This window comes from Mycobacterium triplex (assembly GCF_000689255.1).
Taxonomy (GTDB): domain Bacteria; phylum Actinomycetota; class Actinomycetes; order Mycobacteriales; family Mycobacteriaceae; genus Mycobacterium; species Mycobacterium triplex.
Map to the genome: position 1 here is coordinate 448,796 of NZ_HG964446.1, position 14,706 is coordinate 463,501.

Annotated in this window: 15 protein-coding genes, 1 tRNA gene and 1 pseudogene; 10 read left to right on the top strand and 7 right to left on the bottom strand. The window is 67.9% G+C overall.

Annotated features, from left to right (window positions below):
* Positions 1–43: 43 nt before the first annotated feature.
* Complete coding sequence (locus BN973_RS02045; RefSeq protein WP_036465587.1) at positions 44–1,735, bottom strand: DUF3662 and FHA domain-containing protein; 1,692 nt, start codon at positions 1,733–1,735, stop codon at positions 44–46.
* A 223-nt stretch (positions 1,736–1,958) separates the two neighbouring features.
* Between BN973_RS02045 and BN973_RS02050 the strand changes: the two genes are divergently transcribed.
* Both BN973_RS02050 and BN973_RS02055 read left to right on the top strand, forming a co-directional pair.
* Positions 1,959–2,044: transfer RNA gene (locus BN973_RS02050), tRNA-Leu, on the top strand.
* A gap of 168 nt (positions 2,045–2,212) precedes the next feature.
* Complete coding sequence (locus BN973_RS02055) at positions 2,213–3,106, top strand: SCO6745 family protein (RefSeq protein ID WP_036465589.1); 894 nt, start codon at positions 2,213–2,215, stop codon at positions 3,104–3,106.
* Positions 3,107–3,108: 2 nt separating this feature from the next.
* On the opposite strand, the gene BN973_RS02060 is transcribed toward BN973_RS02055, so the two are convergent.
* The 5 genes from BN973_RS02060 to BN973_RS02080 all read right to left on the bottom strand — a co-directional run bounded on the left by BN973_RS02060 (position 3,109) and on the right by BN973_RS02080 (position 8,052).
* The gene (locus BN973_RS02060) at positions 3,109–4,458 is read right to left on the bottom strand and encodes a PPE family protein, SVP subgroup (RefSeq protein WP_036465591.1); all 1,350 of its coding nucleotides are present in this window, start codon (positions 4,456–4,458) and stop codon (positions 3,109–3,111) included.
* A 333-nt stretch (positions 4,459–4,791) separates the two neighbouring features.
* Positions 4,792–5,133: a GNAT family N-acetyltransferase gene (locus BN973_RS02065; RefSeq protein WP_036465593.1), complete on the bottom strand. Its 342-nt coding sequence runs from the start codon at positions 5,131–5,133 to the stop codon at positions 4,792–4,794.
* The gene (locus BN973_RS02070; protein ID WP_036465595.1) at positions 5,130–6,110 is read right to left on the bottom strand and encodes a pirin family protein; all 981 of its coding nucleotides are present in this window, start codon (positions 6,108–6,110) and stop codon (positions 5,130–5,132) included. Before BN973_RS02070 ends, BN973_RS02065 begins: the two co-directional genes overlap by 4 nt.
* Before the next feature lie 53 nt (positions 6,111–6,163).
* Positions 6,164–7,546, bottom strand: coding sequence for an acyl-CoA dehydrogenase family protein (locus BN973_RS02075; RefSeq protein WP_036465597.1), 1,383 nt, complete (start codon positions 7,544–7,546; stop codon positions 6,164–6,166).
* An 89-nt stretch (positions 7,547–7,635) separates the two neighbouring features.
* A complete protein-coding gene (locus tag BN973_RS02080; protein ID WP_036465599.1) occupies positions 7,636–8,052 on the bottom strand; it encodes a WhiB family transcriptional regulator in 417 nt (138 codons plus the stop codon).
* A gap of 144 nt (positions 8,053–8,196) precedes the next feature.
* Between BN973_RS02080 and BN973_RS02085 the strand changes: the two genes are divergently transcribed.
* The 6 genes and pseudogenes from BN973_RS02085 (at position 8,197) to BN973_RS02110 (ending at position 12,332) form a co-directional block, all read left to right on the top strand.
* A complete protein-coding gene (locus BN973_RS02085; RefSeq protein WP_036465602.1) occupies positions 8,197–8,985 on the top strand; it encodes a helix-turn-helix domain-containing protein in 789 nt (262 codons plus the stop codon).
* Between the two features lie 161 nt (positions 8,986–9,146).
* Positions 9,147–9,788 (top strand): annotated as a pseudogene (locus BN973_RS02090) (C40 family peptidase); the annotation flags it as partial.
* A gap of 15 nt (positions 9,789–9,803) precedes the next feature.
* A complete protein-coding gene (locus BN973_RS02095) occupies positions 9,804–10,154 on the top strand; it encodes a DUF4226 domain-containing protein (RefSeq protein WP_036465604.1) in 351 nt (116 codons plus the stop codon).
* A 127-nt stretch (positions 10,155–10,281) separates the two neighbouring features.
* On the top strand, positions 10,282–11,661 hold the full coding sequence (locus BN973_RS02100; protein WP_036465605.1) for a DUF4226 domain-containing protein: 1,380 nt from the start codon (positions 10,282–10,284) through the stop codon (positions 11,659–11,661).
* 45 nt (positions 11,662–11,706) lie between these two features.
* Complete coding sequence (locus BN973_RS02105) at positions 11,707–12,024, top strand: ESX-1 secretion-associated protein (RefSeq protein ID WP_036465606.1); 318 nt, start codon at positions 11,707–11,709, stop codon at positions 12,022–12,024.
* Positions 12,021–12,332 carry a DUF2694 family protein gene (locus tag BN973_RS02110; RefSeq protein ID WP_036465607.1) on the top strand — a complete coding sequence of 104 codons (312 nt, stop codon included), beginning with the start codon at positions 12,021–12,023 and terminating at the stop codon, positions 12,330–12,332. Before BN973_RS02105 ends, BN973_RS02110 begins: the two co-directional genes overlap by 4 nt.
* 10 nt (positions 12,333–12,342) lie before the next feature.
* Here BN973_RS02110 and BN973_RS31330 read toward each other — a convergent pair whose 3' ends face one another.
* Positions 12,343–12,486 carry a hypothetical protein gene (locus BN973_RS31330; protein WP_169718264.1) on the bottom strand — a complete coding sequence of 48 codons (144 nt, stop codon included), beginning with the start codon at positions 12,484–12,486 and terminating at the stop codon, positions 12,343–12,345.
* 214 nt (positions 12,487–12,700) lie between these two features.
* Here BN973_RS31330 and BN973_RS02115 point away from each other — a divergent pair, with 214 nt between their 5' ends.
* Together BN973_RS02115 and BN973_RS02120 are read left to right on the top strand one after the other, a co-directional pair.
* Positions 12,701–14,095: a DUF5631 domain-containing protein gene (locus BN973_RS02115; protein ID WP_407067607.1), complete on the top strand. Its 1,395-nt coding sequence runs from the start codon at positions 12,701–12,703 to the stop codon at positions 14,093–14,095.
* Positions 14,096–14,221: 126 nt separating this feature from the next.
* Positions 14,222–14,524, top strand: a complete 303-nt coding sequence (locus BN973_RS02120; protein WP_139830355.1) for a hypothetical protein — start codon at positions 14,222–14,224, stop codon at positions 14,522–14,524.
* The last annotated feature ends 182 nt before the right edge of the window (positions 14,525–14,706 follow it).

Below are 14,706 nucleotides of genomic sequence, written 5' to 3' on the forward strand. Positions count from 1 at the left end.
CGGTCGACGCGGGGCGAAGCACGGCAGCTTATGCCCGGTGCGTTCAGTGGATCCGAACGATGATCTCCGAGTGGCCCAAACGGATCACGTCGCCATCGGCCAACTGCCACTCCTGTACCGGCGCGTTGTTGACCGTCGTGCCGTTGGTGGAGTTGAGGTCGGACAGCAGCGCGACCTGTCCATCCCAGCGGATTTCCAAGTGGCGCCGTGACACACCGGTGTCGGGCAACCGGAACTGGGCATCTTGTCCGCGACCGACGATGTTGGAGCCGTCGCGCAGCTGATAGGTGCGGCCGCTGCCGTCGTCGAGCTGCAGCGTGACCGCCGTCCCGGCCGCGCCATAGCCGCCTTGCCCGTAACCGCCGTAGCCTCCCCCGGCCTGCTGGCCGTAGTCGGGCTGTTGGCCGTAGTCGGGCTGTTGGCCGTACTCGTAGTCGCGATGGGCGGTCTCGGGGTAGCCACCGCCGGCCCCGGGGCCGTACCCGCCGGACGGAATGTTCTCCGCGTACTGCGTGTAGTCCCCGCCGCCGTACTCCGGCTGGGCGCCGTAGCCCTGGCCCCCTTGCTGGTAACCCTGGTCGTATCCCGCACCCTGCTCGGGGTAGGACGGCCGCTGCGGTTCAGGCGCGCCCGGTGCGTAACCGCCCTCCTCGGGACGCGCGGGCCCGCGACCGTACTCGCCGTAGCCGCCGCCGTAGCCCTGCTGGCCACCGCCGGGTTGCTGCCCGCCGCCAGGCTGACCGTAGCCGCCGCCACCCTGGCGGTAGCCCTGGTCGTAACCCTGCCCGCCTTGGTCGTAACCCTGCCCGCCTTGGTCGTAACCTTGCCCGCCTTGGTCGTAGCCCTGGGCGCCGTAGCCGCCGCCACCGGCCGGCGGACGCTGCTCATACGACGGCGGGTAGCCGCCCTGACCCTGGTCGGGGTAGCCGCGCCCCTGGTCCGGGTAGCCGCCCTGGCCGGGGTACCCACCCTGCGGCGGGTAGCCGCCCTGGTCGGGGTACCCACCCTGCGGCGGGTAGCCGCCCTGCTCCGGGTATCCGCCGCGCTGCTCCTGATAGCCACCCTGCTCGGGGGGGCGAGGCGGCTGGTATCCGCCTTGGGGCGGGTAGCCGCCCTGCTCCGGCGGATATCCCCCGCGAGGGTCCGGTCCGCCCTGCGGGTCCTGGCTACGCTGGTCGTCTTGCGGACGCCCGTAACGCTCGTCGTAATACTCGTCGCCGGGACGCCCCTGCCCCTGCCCCTGACCGCGGTAGCTCGAGTTGTCAGTCATCGGTGGTACTCCTGGTTCTGCGCTGAACGCCTGATTTGATTGTGGCGGGGCGGCATCGTGGACTTTCGGGCGGGCCTCGACATCTGGGTTGACAGCACCGCGGGCGCGAAACTGTCCGGTATGCAGGTTCGGCAGCTGCTCGAACCGAACGACGACATCACCATACGTTTCCCACCCCTGTTCATGGATATAGTCGGCCAGGTATCTACCGAAAGCGCCCGACGTCAGAGCCGGATCGGCGCTCACCTTCTCGAAGTCGTGCACACCGAGGGTAATGACGTATTCGTTGGGCGCCAAAAGGTAGTTTCCGCGAAGCGGCCGCAGGCCGTCCTCGGCTTCCCGGCGCAGTAGCGCCTCAACCTCTTGGGGCACAATCGATCCCCCGAACATTCGGGCAAACGCATCGCCGACGGTTGACTCGAGCTTGCGCTCGATCCGGGCAGCAAGCCCCCTTTGGCTACCCATGCTTCAGCGCTCGCCCGCACTTGTCGAGGTATTTCGCCGGGGCAAGGCAAACGTCTCGCCCGCGTGTCGCGTCACTCATGCATGTTATCGGGACATCGCGACGCTGCGGCACCGTGAGAATTCTGAGAATCGTATCCATGCTGGTCACCCTCGGTCGCGCCGCCGACGGGCACGGTTAGGGCGCAGGGCAACTAGAGTGATATGGTCCTTCGGTTGTTTCCCCGGGCGAGTGGCGGAATGGCAGACGCGCTGGCTTCAGGTGCCAGTGTCCTTCGGGACGTGGGGGTTCAAGTCCCCCTTCGCCCACCATGTGATGAGTCGCGTCATGGGTGACAGATGAGTCGCGTCATGGGTTACAGATTCCCCGGCCATGGGCCGCGGGTCGGAGGAAGGCCACGAACTCTACGAGGGGTCGTGGCCTCTCCCAATCGGCATCCCGGCACCGGGAATGGCCGGCACCGGTGATTAACTGCAATCGTGCGCAGACAATCACAGCTGGCGCGGCGCTTCTACGACCGATTCGAACCGGTGCACGCGGTCACGTACTTCGCGCCGGAGGCACGGGCAGCACTCGACGCGCTGGGGTACCGGGGCTTCTGGATGGGCTACTTCGCGGCCCGCTCCGCGCCGCTGGGCATGGCACCGCCGGAGCTGGTGACCGCCATCTTCCACAACTTCGCCCCGCAACGCGTCGCCAAGGCCTTGCCGACGGCGTGGCAGATCGCCGGACCGGACGCCGCCTTGCGCGCCAGGCAGGACTCGGCGGTGGCGGCGCTGCGCCGTTACGGCCTGAAAGACGACGAAAACGTCAGCGCCGCAGCCGAATTAGCGAAAAAGGCGGCCCGTGCGGCGCCCGTTGACGGGAGGCCGCTGTTCGCCGCCAACCGCGCGTTGCCGTGGCCGGACACTCCGCTGGCCGCACTCTGGCATGCCACCACGCTGCTGCGTGAGCACCGCGGCGACGGTCACGTGGCGGTGTTGACCGCCGCCGGCATCTCGGGCCGGGAGTGCAACGTGTTGCACGCCGCGGCGGACCGCGTCCCCCGCGATTACATCGCCCGCACCCGCGACTACGACGAGACCGAGTGGCGGCACCACGAACAACGGCTGGCCGAGCGTGGCCTGCTCAACGACGACGGGACGCTGACGGCGGCCGGCACCGAACTCAAGGAACACGTCGAATCGAGCACCGACGCGCTCGGACTCTCGGCGCTCGACGCGCTCAGCGACGACGAGGTGGAGGCACTGTTCCAAGCACTCACGCCGATCACGCGTGCGGTGGTGGAGGGCGGAGACGTCCTCGCAGTTACTCCAATGGCGTTGCGGCGCAATGAATTACACGACGCCAGTGCACATTTGAGCTCTGCCTAGCGCTACGGGTCGCGCGGGAGCAAGCGTTGCTTCTGCTCGATGAACTCGTCTTGGGTGAGGATCCCCGCGTCGCGCAGCGAGGCCAGCTCGCGCAGCTCGGCGGCGATGCTGGTGATCGGACCGCCCAACGGAGTCTGTTGCACGTCGGCCGGCGGCGTGTCCTTTCCTTTCCTGCCGGGCACCCCGATTCGCTCCTGGAGTCTTGCGCCGCCTCCTCCGGTGGTGCCGGCCATCGCGCGCCCGGCCATGCTCGCCAGGGCCATCTGGCTGAACAGACTCCCCGCGCTGGAACCGGTCGCTTGCGCGGCGGCGCCGACGGTCGCGGCCGGCAGCGCCGTCGTCATCGCGCGTAATTCCGGGGCCGCGGCCGCCCATGCCGGGGGCACCGAGAGCCGTCCGACCGAGGGCGCGTGGCCAAACCAGGCGGACACCGACGCGGCCGGATTGGCGACGACGGGAAAGGTCGTCGGCGGTGTCGGCGCATTGCCCGGCCACGGTTGTATCCCCGCCCAGCCGCTGACGATGTCGTCGGTGTGCACACCGGTCCAATACCCGCCCACGTCGTAGGGCAGAGCCGTGACTCCCAGCGAGGTGTCGGCGGCAAGTCCCGCCGCGCCGACTTCCGGGTCGAGGAAAACCGCGCTTAGGTCCGCGAGCAGGCCCAGCAGGTCCCGCCCCCCGAATCCAAACGCGTCGGCCGGACTGGCCAGGTTGGTTATTGCGGTGGGGACAGCGGCGATCGCCTGCTGGACGCTCCGCTGTGCGCTGCCGGCAGAGGTGCCGCCGGCTTGCGCGACCGCCTCGGCTTGGAACGCGGATCCGTCGCTGCTGGTGCTCGGCGATGGCGACTCGAACGGCGTCAGCGACGTCGCCGACGCCGAGGAGGTCGCGTAGCTCTGCATCGCGCCGGCATCCTGCGCCCACATCTCGCTGTACTGCGCTTCGGTGGTCGCGATCGCGCTGGTGTTCTGTCCGAAGAAGTTGGCCGCGATCAGCGCCGCCAGCAGGGTGCGGTTGGCGGCGACCACCGGGGGCGGCACCGTCTCCGCGAACGCGGCTTCGTAAGCGGCCGCCGCCGCGATGGCCTGGTTGCCCGCCTGCTCAGCCTGCTCGGCAGCGATGCGCAGCCAGGCCACATACGGAGCAGCGGCGGCGGCCATGGTTGCTGCGGCGGGACCCAGCCACGGTCCGGCGGTCAGCTCAGCAATTGCCGATTGGTAGGAGGTTGCCGTCGAGTACAGCTCCGCGGCCAGCGTTTCCCACGCCGACGCCGCGGCGAGCATCGGTCCGGACCCTGGTCCGGCATAGATGCGCGCAGAGTTGATCTCTGGCGGCAGTGCTCCGAAGTCCACTTTTCCCTCCGATCGAGCAGCCCCGGCGCTGGCCGCCGTGATGAACGGCAAACCAACACGACGGCCTCGCCCGGCCTGGTCGCCCGAGCCAATCATTTGCTAACGGAGGCTGTGGGTTAGTTGGGAGGTCCGCCTACCACTGCCGCCGCTTGGATGCCTAGCAACGGGAGTGCCCGATCTACCCAGCTGCCCTGCGATAACACGTTAAGTCACGTCGCATTGTCCGCCGAAATCGCGTGACCGGACAACAGCACGGGAGAGATTTAGCTGCCACACCAGGGCGGCGGTGCCAGAGGTTCGACTCCAGTAAAGCCGTTGGTGACCGACGGCTGCCTAGCCGGCCGGTTGGGTCTGCGCCCAGGCCCTGACCTCGACGGTCGGCGGGTCGGTGAGCTCGTCGAATTCGGGGTGCTTCTTGAGCACCGTCTGGACCATCGAGCACACCGGCACGATCCGTTTGCCCGCGTCCCGCGCCTTGTTCAGCGCCTCCTCGACGAGAATGGTCGCCAGGCCGCGTCCGCCGTAGTCGGGGTCGACGACGGTGTGGTGGAAAACGCGCTGGTCACCACGGTCGGCGTAGTCGGCGTGGCCGACGGTCTTGCCCTCGACGGCGATGGTGTACGTCTGATGTCCCTCGGTGACCGTGGTTTCTGCGCCGGTCTTGTCGGTTGTCATGTGGTTCCCTTTCCATTCGGTCGGTGCGGTATTGGTCTTGGCCGCAGCCGGGTGGTCGGCAGCGGCGGGGCCGGCAGTCGGGCGACCGAGCCCCGGTAGCCCTCGACGACGCCGAACAGCGCATCGGCGTCCTCCCACAAGCGGCGATAACCGAGGATCTCGTCGTGGGTGCGCCCCACGAAGTTCCACCACATCAGCAGCTCTTCGGTGAACGGGGTGCCTCCCAACAGCACTACCCGCGCCGGCTGATCCCCAACATTGCGCAGGTGGACCTCCGCGCTGCCGGGGCCCTGATAGCCGAGGTCGGCGACCGCCAGATTCGTTCCGCTCATGGCCACAGTGCCCGCATCGCACAGCACCCCGTGTTCGAACGCCGGGCAGACATCCAGCCGCAGCGCAGTGTTCGCGTCGAGGTCGATCTGGGCGCCGAGCAGCGGGGTGAACGTGTGCACCGGAGACCGGCTGCCGGCCAACTCGCCCAAAAACACCCGCGCCACCGCGCCCGGAAGCGAGATCGGGTCGGGCACGTAGTGAGCGAAGTCGCGGCCGGTGTCGCGATCGGAGTCGGGTAGTGCGACCCACAGCTGCAGCCCGTGCAGAACGGCGTCCGGCTGGACCGATACCTCCGAATGGCAGATGCCCGCGCCCGCGGTCATCAGATTCAACTCCCCGGGCCGGACCATGGCGTGCACTCCTGCACTGTCGCGGTGTTCCACTTGTCCTTTGAACAGCCAACTGACCGTCTGTAGTCCCGTGTGCGGATGTGGGGGCACATCCATGCGCGCCTGGACGGGGCCGTAGTGGTCGATGAAGCACCACGGCCCGATCAGCGAGCGCTGTCGTTGCGGCAGGGTGCGCTGCACCCGCAGGGCCCGCGGGCCGCCCAACGGAACTTCTCGCGGGTGGAGCACCTCGACCCCCGCAACCCCGGAAGCGCGGCAAGCGACTTCGGCCGGCGCGGTCTCCAGATTGCTCACCGTGCACCCTTCGTTGCGGGCGTGATACGGCGACCGTACCCGCGGGCGGCGGCCTACCTGCCCGGCGGCCGCAGCATTTGCATGGCTAGCCGCATGATCGGTTCCGGGATCTGATCCTTCACCGACAGTGCGGCGTCGGCGGCACGGGACCGCAGCGGGGTGCCCCGACCGAAGACCCGGTTCAGCGGCCCGCCGGACGGCTCGAGCACGACGTGCAGCGGCGGGGTGCCCACCGCGGCCCCCAGCGCATTCGAGATGACCATCCGTTGGATCTCGCTGGTGCCCTCAAAGATGGTGTAGAGCTTGGCATCTCGATACCACTTCTCCACGGGATGATCGGTGATGTAGCCCCAGCCGCCCATGGTCTGGATCGCGCGTTCGGTGGCCTTGACGGCGACCTCGCTGGCGGCGAGCTTGGCCATCGAGCCTTCGCCTCGCTCGAACGGGACTTCGTTGGCGGCCATCCAGGAGGCCCGCCAGGTCAACAGCCGGGCGGCGTCGATCTGGGTGGCCAGGTCGGCCAGTGGAAACGCGATGCCCTGGTTGTCGATGATCGGACCGCCGAACGCTTCGCGTTCCGTGGCATATGCCGTCGCGTACTCCAGTGCGGCGCGCGCGATACCGATCGCCTGGGCGGCGACCATCGGGCGGGTCTGTTCGAAGGTGCCCAGCGTCGCCGAGTCGGAGCGTTGTCCACCGGCGACGAGCTCGCGTGCCTTGGCGAGTTTGTGCTCGAGCTTGTCCTCTCCCCCAAGCAAATTGGCGCCCGGAACCCGTACACCGTCGAACCGCAACTCGGCGGTGTGCGATGCGCGGCAGCCCAGCTTGTCCAGCTTGCGCACCAGTTCCAGTCCGGGGGTGCCGCCGGGCACCACGAACAGCGCCTGGCCGCGGTGGCCCAGCTCCTCGTCGACCACGGCGTTCACCACGTGCACGTTGGCGATGCCGCCGTTGCCGATCCACATCTTGTGACCGTCGATGATCCAGTCGTCACCATCGCGGCGCGCCCGGGTACGCAGATTGCGCACGTCACTGCCGCCCTCGGGTTCGGAGATCGCCAGCGCGGCGAGTTTGAGATCGCCTGGCGTGCCGAAACATTCGGGTGCCCACTGCAACATCTGCTCGGGTGATGCGGCCTGACCGATCGCCGAAAGCGCCAGCGCCGGCATCACGATGGCCAAACCGATGCCGGCGCAGCCCCAGAACAGCTCCTCCATGAACATCGGCAACGACAGGCCGGTGGGATCGCCGATCAGGTCGCGGTAGAACAACGGACTGTAGAAGCCCTGTTGTGCCGCCTCCTCGAGCACCGGCCAGGGAAACTCCTGCCGCTGGTCGTACCCGAGCGCGACCGGACGGATCACGGACTCGGAGAAGTCGTGCGCGCGCCGGGCAAGGTCGTGCTGCGCTGCCGTCGGTGTCAGGTCGAACGTCATGGATGCACCTCTTCGACGGTCTCGTGTTCCGTCGCGGTCGACTACCCAATCGACTGGGTGAACAAACGTTCACACGGCGCGGCGCGCTGTCAGGCGGCGGTACGCGGACCGATCTGCGCCATCGGAAGGTGCAGCACCACGGCCGACGTCGGAATGGTCTCGTGCTCGCTGCGTGCCAACAACGCCGCGTTCTCGGGCAACTGTCGGGAGTTGATCTCGCCTGCGGCGATGCGGCGCAGGATGTCGTGGGCCCGGGCGAGCTGGTCCCGCTTGCGGTACTGGCCCCCGGGAAGCTTCACGCCGGCCCAGACGCCGTACTCCTCGCGATGTGCGATGGCGTACTGAGCGCATCGCCGCTGCTGTGCCAGCGGGCAGCGGCGCAGGCATTGGATCCGCGCCTCGGTGGCCGATCGCTCATAGGCACGCGCCTTGGCCGCGCCGTCACCGCTGTCGTCATCGGGGTAGCCAAACCACAGTTCCGGGTCGGTTGCGCAGGGGTGGCCCATGTCAGTCTCCTTGCCTGGGATGAAACGTAGACGAAAGCGTATACACAGGTATCGGCGATCCGCAAGCGAAACGTGACAAAAACGTATATACATAGCGATAGCGGCGCTGCTGTGTAATATCCGGCCTATGGCCGGAGCCAGCGGGTGAGCCGTGAATCGGCAGGTGCGGCCATCCGTGCGTTGCGTGAGTCGCGGGACTGGTCGCTGGCGGAGCTGGCCGCCGCGACCGGGGTCAGCATCATGGGATTGAGCTATCTGGAGCGCGGCGCCCGCAAGGCCCACAAAAGTACTGTTCAAAAGGTTGAAAACGGCCTCGGCCTGCCACCCGGAACCTACTCGCGGCTATTGGTGGCCGCCGACCCGGATGCCGAGCTGGCCCGGTTGATCGCCGCGCAGCCCCCCGAAACGATGTCCGCGCCACGGGCCGGGGCGGTGGTCGTCGACCGGCACAGCGACACCGAAGTGCTGGAAGGATATGCCGAAGCCCAGCTCGATGCGCTCAAATCCGTCATCGATAGATTGCCGGCGACGACATCAAACGAATATGAGACGTATATTCTCTCTGTGATCGCGCAGTGCGTGAAGGCCGAGATGCTCGCCGCCAGCTCATGGCGGGTGGCCGTGAACGCCGGCGCGGACTCGACCGAGCGGCTGATGGGGCATCTGCGCGCCCTCGAGGACACCCGCAGCGCGCTGCTGAAGCGGATGCCGACCAGTTTGAGCGCGCGGTTCGACCGGGCCTGCGCGCAGTCGTCGCTGCCGGACACGATCATCGCGGCGCTGCTCGGTGTGAGCGCCGACGAGGTGTGGGACATCCGCAACCGCGGGGTGATCCCGGCCGGGGTGCTCCCCCGCGTCCGCGCGTTCGCCGACACGATGGCGCCAACCGGACAAGACGGCACAGACGAGGGCAGCGTCGAGGGGGACGAATGACCGAAAGCGACATCGGGCCATTGAGGCGTGCACACCAGTTGTTCGCCGGCACCACCCAACAGCCGCCGCTGCAACCGCCCCACTCCGCGCTGCCGACATTTCCGGTGAATAGCGTTGTGGGCCAAGGTAATTACCGAGCCATGGTGAGCCGCAGCCACCAAACGTTGGTCTCGGCGGCGCGCACCGACGTCGCGGCGGCCGCCGTTATCGCCGGCGCTCACCGCGATCGGGCCGAGGCCCGTGAGCTGACCAAGCACGTCCTGGACGCCGCCCGCGCCGATGCCGCAGTAACCCCGCTCACGCCGATGGCCCAGCGCGAGGCGATGCGCCGCCGGGCCGCGAGGCTTCGCGCGCAGCGCGCACACGTGTTGGCCGCCCGGCTGCGGGCCCGACGGCATTCGGCGGCGCTGCGGGCGCTGCGCTACCGCATGCTGCACCACCGCCGACGGCCACTGCCGTCGCCGAGCAGTCGTGCCGGGATGGCGGTGCGCGCCGCGTTATCCCGGCTGGGCCGCCCCTACGTATGGGGCGCGACCGGGCCCGACAAGTTCGACTGCTCCGGCTTGGTCCAGTGGGCTTACGCGCGGGCCGGTATTCATCTGGACCGCACCACGTATCAGCAGATCAACGACGGAGTCCCGGTGCCCCGTTCGCAAGTCAGGCCCGGCGATCTCGTCTTCCCGCACACCGGACACGTGCAGATGGCGATCGGCAACAACCTCGTCGTCGAGGCCCCGTATTCGGGGGCCTCGGTGCGGATCAGCCGGCTGGGCAGCTACGTCGCGATCCGCCGGCCGCTATGAGATTGGGTTGAACCTATGTCGAAACAAACCGGCCCTTCGTTAGCCGCCATTCAGGCACGGCAATCGGCGATGGCGACCAAGCACGACTCGGTCGCCGACGCGGACCGTGCGCTGATGGATGTGCTTGCCAGTGCGCATGCCGCGATGCGGGAGAGCATCAGGCGTCTGGATACGATCGCCGACGAAATCGAGCGCGCCGTTCCGCGGCAGCGGGGCCGGGCCGTCGACACGCCGATGGGAGCCCGGGAGTTCCAGAGGTTCCTGGTTGCCAAGCAGCGGGAGATCGCGGCGGTGGTCGCGGACGCGCGCGAGCTTGACCGCGCGAAAACGGCTGTGCTGGAAGGCTTGCGGGCAGAGTACGGTTAGCGCGCGGATATTCATCCACAGCCGTTGCGCGGTGAATTGTCGGCAGCTGCCGGCCTCAGTACTGTCACCCGGCATGGAGGGGTCGCGACACCGCCCGCGTTGGGGCGCAGCGCCGTTGGGCTAGCCGATGTCGACGTATGACGAGCTACTGGTCACGGTCAAAGTCGTGCGCGACCGCACCGGCGATCCGAACGCATGGCAGGCCGGGCTGACGCCGGCAGAGCTGGCCGCCGTGGTCACCCCGACGACACGGGCACAACACCTCGAGACGCTTCTCGCCAAGATCCGCCGACAGCATCCGGACCTGTTCAACCCCGGCACGGCGCCGCTGGGCCCGCCGCCGCACCGTTCCGAGGGCGCCGCGGCCGAGGCCATAGCGGGTGCGGAGGCGGCTCTGGCACACCAGAATTCGGCAAGCTCTCAGCTGGATCTGCAAGTCATTTCGGCGATCATGAACGCTCATCTCAAGACCGTCGAAGGCGCGGATGCGCTGAGCGCCTTGCAGCGCGAAATCGAGGCGGCAGTGCAAACTAGATCGGACTTGGACACCCCGGCGGGCGCCCGCGACTTCCAGCGGTTCCTGATCGGCAAGCTCAGAGACATTCGATCGGTGGTCATGACCGCCAGCCTCGACGATACGTCGAAGTCAGCGCTGATGGCCGCGTGGACCTCGTTGTACGACGCCTCGAAGGGCCCGTCGGGTGTCGCTGCCGAAACCCGGCCGGCGGCGGTTGCCACGCCCGCGCCGGCGCCGGATCCCGCGGCCGATCCGCTGCTGGATTCATTGCTGGCCGAGGACCCTGGCCCGCTGGCCGGGGATTCGGAGCCAAGTCCGGCCGAGACTGCGCCGGCGCCCGCGCTGCCGTCGGCGTTGCCCGGGATCCCCAACTTTGGCATGGGCTCGGCGCCGGCGCCGGGTTCGATGGGCGGTTGGGGTACGCCGAGCGGCCTGGCGATTCCCGGGCGGCAGGAGGGCAGCGACACCGATCCGGCACTGGACGACGAAGGCCTAGACGCGGACCCGTTCGACCCCGAATCCGACGACCGCGACGAACACCAGGCGGAAGACCACGGTGCGGACGCGTCAGCGGCCGAAGCGCCGCCGGCGGGCCCGACGACGGTGACCCTGCCCGATGGTGAAACGGTCACGGCGGCCAGCCCGCAACTGGCGGCGGCGATCCAGGCCGCGGTTGGTGGCGCGTCGATCCCGGAGGCATTCCAGCAGCAGGGGATCACCATTCCCGCCCCGGGAACCGCGGTCGCCAGCCCGATCGATCCGATGCAGGTCGTGCCCGGAGACATCGGCATCTTCACCGATCGCCATGCGCTGGCCCTCGGCCACACCAAGGCACTGCTGGATGGCCAGATTCAGCACATCGCCACCGTAAGCGGCCCGAGCTTTCTAGGCTGGGAGCATCCGCCGGCCGCGACTACCGCGACCGCGCCGGCCAGGACCGAGGCACCGACCCCGACCCGGCCGGCGGCCACGCCGAGCACTGGACAATAGTGAACTCGCCGGCCCGGCCGGCGGCGCAGGAACAGGAGAAAACGGATGGCAGATCGAATCCATGTGGAGCCCGCGCAGTTACGTGAAGCGGCCGCGCACCACCAGGAGACCTCCGACTACCTGCGCACCATCCCGTCGTCGCACGCCGCCATCCAGGAAAGCCTGGACTCCTTGGGGCCCATCTTCGGTGAGCTTCGCGACGCCGGACGCGAGTTGCTCGAACTCAGGCGCCGGTGCTACCAGCAACAGGCCGACGACCACGCCGACATGGCACACAACCTGACCGTGTCCGCCACGACATGGGATCGACATGAACAAGAAGCGGCCGGCGAACTCGGCCGCATTGTCGACGGCGGTCGATGACCGACGCCAATCCCGCGTTCGACACCGTTCACCCGAGTGGGCACATCCTGGTCCGCTCGTGCCGCGGCGGGTACATGCACAGCGTCGCGCTGAGCGAAGAGGCGATGGATACCGACGCCGCGACGCTGGCCCAGGGCATCCTGTTGACCGCCGATGTGTCGTGGCTCAAAGCGTTGCTGGAAGTTCGCCAGGAGATCGTGGCGGCCGGACACACCCCGTCGGCGGAGGTCCCGACCCCCGACGACCTCGACGCGGCGATCGAGAAACTACTGGCGCACAAACTGCGCCGCCGCGACAGCGCGGACTAGCCGACTGCTGCTAGATCAGCCAGGTTTTGGCGGCGTCGGGATCCGGCGCGATATCGGTCGGTGGCTCGATGGGGTTGGCGCCGAACAACTCTCGTGCGCGGCCGAGGAGGGCGCGCACCTCGTCGAGTTGCTGCTGCAGCGCAGAATCAGCCATGGCTTTACGCTACCGAGGCCCTCGCACCCGCACAATTCACCATTGCTAAAGAGCGTGCGGAATAGGTCGGTAGTCTGACCCGGTGGCGATCTTCGGTCGGATGACGGCGCGCCAGCGCCTCCGGAGAGCTACCCGGGAATCATTGTCGATGCCGGCCTTCAGCTCTCCTGTCGATTGCACCCCGTGGGTGATCGGTGGGCTTTGGCCTGCCGAATTGTCGACGGCGACAGACGAAACCGCCACGCTCGCAGAGTATCTCGAGAAAGACCTGCAGCGAATCGCCGGTAGTGCCAACAAGCAGTTGGGGATGGTCAAGCGCGCGGGACTCACCGATGTGGGCCGGCGTGCGGCGGAAGCCCGTGTCATCGAGGAAGCCCGGGCCCGCGCCGTGCGGCGAGTCGAATCGACGATTCGCCAGCTGGAGATGATGAAGGCGCAGACCCGCGCGCGACGCCAAACCGCGCAGGTCGCGCGACGCTTCAGCACGGCCGACCTGGAAAAGACGCAAATCATTCCCGCGGTCCGGGCGGCGGAAGCCGATGTCGCGCCCACGATCGACGAAACCCAGGTCATGCCGGTGGTCGCGGCGGCGTCCGACGTCGGTGATCGGACGCTCGATCAAACCCAGGTCATGCCGGCTGTCACCGCAGCTGAGCCCGCGGTTCCCGTTGCCGCGCCGGTAGCTGAGGTTTCCGCCGATGACGAGGAAGAACGCGAAGCCTCCGGGGGCCGGCATCGCGCTCCGTCCGAGGACTCCACCGTCGACGTCGCGATGTCGGTGCAACGAGAATTCCCGGAAGCCGCGGTCGAGCCCGAAGCCGAGACCGCACGGTTGCAGAAGCCGATCCCGTCGGGAGAGCCCGCCAATAGCGGTGCGGAGCCGGAGCCTGAGCTGGAAGCCGAGCCGGCGGTGGTCAGCGAACCCGAGCCCGAGGTCGTGGAAGCCCCGCCGGCCCCGGTCAATGCGGAATCCGATTCCGAACGACTGCAGCGGCTGTTGGCTTTCGTGGTCCGCCAAGAACCCGGACTGAACTGGGCGGTCGGTGATCTTGCGGACGGCACCACGCTGCTGGTCACCGACCTTGCCCACGGCTGGATTCCGCCGGGGATCACGCTGCCGGCCGGTGTGCGCTTGTTGACGCCCGGACGTCGGACCGGGAAAGCCGCTGCACTGCTCGGCGAGGCGGCTCGGACCGCGACCTACACCCCCGGCGATCGAGTGGGCAGGGCGACGGATTTCGCGCCGACGGAATCGTCGGCGCAGCCTCGCGAGCTGCCTGCCGTCGAGGATTTCGGATGGGAGCTGGGTCGAGTCACGCACTGGCGCGATGGACTTCCGCGGTTGGTGCACACCCTGGCCAAAGCCGCCACCGCGGGAACCGGCGTCGTGGAAGAGGAGGCCGAACTGCTGCGCGTGCATCTCGACACCGCCCGCTATCAGCTGCTGAGCCAATATCCGGATGTCGTGCCCGCGTTATTGCTCAACTGCCTGTTGCTGGCCGCCACCGAAAGCAGTGTCGCCGGCGATGCGACGTCGGCGAACTACCATCTGGCCTGGTTCCAGAAACTGGCTGAACCGCCGGCCAGCCAGTGGACCGCCGAGATCTGACGGCACCGCAAGGATTCCTCGCGGCAGAACAGGTAGTGCACTACGCATGCGCACAATACCGATGACTTCATAGATTTTGATCGACGGCCGGAACCACCGGACGCAAACCTCACTCAGGTGATCGAAATGCCAGTTATCCCGAAAGCAGCGGTGCTACATCGTGATACCGCCGCACCCCCGCAACCCAGTGACGTCACCACCGTGGCCCCGCAGCCCGTGCTCATCACCGAACGCCAGGTGAAGTTCGCGACGGTCACTGCCCTTTCAGCGCCGCGGCCCGTTTCGGCCCCGCATCGCTGGCTGTCCGCGCTCCGGCTACGGCTGGTGCAGCGCGCCGGTGCCGAGCGTCAGCCGCGCCGCCATTACCCGCCACGACGGTTGAGCTACTTCGAGAATGCGGCGACGGCCCGAGAGATGGACCGACTGTGAACGAGCTACTGATGGTCGCAGAAGGCGTGGTGCTGATCGTGGTCAGCATCGCAATCCATCACCTTTCCGCATGGTTGGAGCGCTGGGATTACGAGCGCCATTGCGAAGACTGAGGTAACTCCTCAACGCTTTGTCGGCGCTCCGCACAACTTCTCGGCTATCCAAAAGCCGTGCTAGCCAAC

What these genes read in the sequence shown, in the direction of transcription:
- BN973_RS02045 (WP_036465587.1), bottom strand. Translation starts at nt 1,735, where the DNA reads ATGGGTAGCCAAAGGGGGCTTGCTGCCCGGATCGAGCGCAAGCTCGAG.
- BN973_RS02110 (WP_036465607.1), top strand. Translation starts at nt 12,021, where the DNA reads ATGACCGACGCCAATCCCGCGTTCGACACCGTTCACCCGAGTGGGCAC.
- BN973_RS02075 (WP_036465597.1), bottom strand. Translation starts at nt 7,546, where the DNA reads ATGACGTTCGACCTGACACCGACGGCAGCGCAGCACGACCTTGCCCGG.
- BN973_RS31330 (WP_169718264.1), bottom strand. Translation starts at nt 12,486, where the DNA reads ATGGCTGATTCTGCGCTGCAGCAGCAACTCGACGAGGTGCGCGCCCTC.
- BN973_RS02100 (WP_036465605.1), top strand. Translation starts at nt 10,282, where the DNA reads ATGTCGACGTATGACGAGCTACTGGTCACGGTCAAAGTCGTGCGCGAC.
- BN973_RS02120 (WP_139830355.1), top strand. Translation starts at nt 14,222, where the DNA reads ATGCCAGTTATCCCGAAAGCAGCGGTGCTACATCGTGATACCGCCGCA.
- BN973_RS02105 (WP_036465606.1), top strand. Translation starts at nt 11,707, where the DNA reads ATGGCAGATCGAATCCATGTGGAGCCCGCGCAGTTACGTGAAGCGGCC.
- BN973_RS02095 (WP_036465604.1), top strand. Translation starts at nt 9,804, where the DNA reads ATGTCGAAACAAACCGGCCCTTCGTTAGCCGCCATTCAGGCACGGCAA.
- BN973_RS02080 (WP_036465599.1), bottom strand. Translation starts at nt 8,052, where the DNA reads ATGGGCCACCCCTGCGCAACCGACCCGGAACTGTGGTTTGGCTACCCC.
- BN973_RS02065 (WP_036465593.1), bottom strand. Translation starts at nt 5,133, where the DNA reads ATGACAACCGACAAGACCGGCGCAGAAACCACGGTCACCGAGGGACAT.